Origin of the sequence: Rhodococcus sp. IEGM 1354 (assembly GCF_030056855.1) — a bacterium.
Lineage (GTDB): Bacteria > Actinomycetota > Actinomycetes > Mycobacteriales > Mycobacteriaceae > Rhodococcoides.
Genome location: NZ_JASHKT010000032.1, coordinates 1 through 815 on the forward strand (window position 1 = coordinate 1; position 815 = coordinate 815).

The 815-nt window shown below is 66.0% G+C and carries 1 protein-coding gene; it reads right to left on the reverse strand.

The window, feature by feature from the left end; translation table 11 throughout:
- Nucleotides 1–815, reverse strand: an 815-nt coding sequence (locus QM588_RS25580; protein ID WP_283317426.1) for an AMP-binding protein, incomplete at both ends; no start/stop codon positions are given.

The following is an 815-nucleotide window of genomic DNA, read 5'->3' on the forward strand; positions in this document are numbered from 1 at the left end:
GCCGATTCGACTTCGGAGGTGGAGATGCGGTGGCCGGAGACGTTCATGACATCGTCGACGCGGCCGAGGACCCACAGTGCGCCGTCGTCGTCGTACTTGGCGCCGTCGCCGGCGAAGTACCAGCCTTCCTCGGCGTAGCGGGACCAGTAGGTGTCCTTGTAGCGGTCCATGTCGCCCCAGATGCCGCGGAGCATCGCCGGCCACGGCTCGGACAGAACGAGGTATCCGTTACCGCCGTTGCCCAGTGCCTTGGCGTCGTCGTCGACGATCTTGGCGGAGATGCCCGGTAGCGGGGTCATCGCGGAGCCGGGCTTGGTGGCCGTGACGCCGGGGAGCGGGGAGATCATGATCGCGCCGGTTTCGGTCTGCCACCAGGTGTCGACGATCGGTGCGGTACCGCCGCCGACGACGTCGCGGAACCAGCGCCATGCCTCGGGGTTGATGGGCTCGCCGACGGAGCCGAGCAGGCGGATCGAGCTCAGGTCGTGTGCCTCGGGAATCTCCTTGCCCCACTTCATGAACGTGCGCACCAAGGTGGGGGAGGTGTAGTAGATCGACACCTTGTACTTCTCGACGACGTTCCAGTGCCGGTGCTCGTCGGGCGAATTGGGCGTGCCCTCGTAGACGACCTGGGTGGCGCGGTTCGAGAGCGGTCCGTAGACGATGTAGGAGTGTCCGGTGACCCAGCCGATGTCGGCGGTGCACCAGTAGACGTCGGTGCCGGCCTTGTGGTCGAAGACGTTGTGGTGGGTGTACGAGGTCTGGGTGAGGTAGCCGCCGGAGGTGTGGATGATGCCCTTGGGCTTACCCGTCGT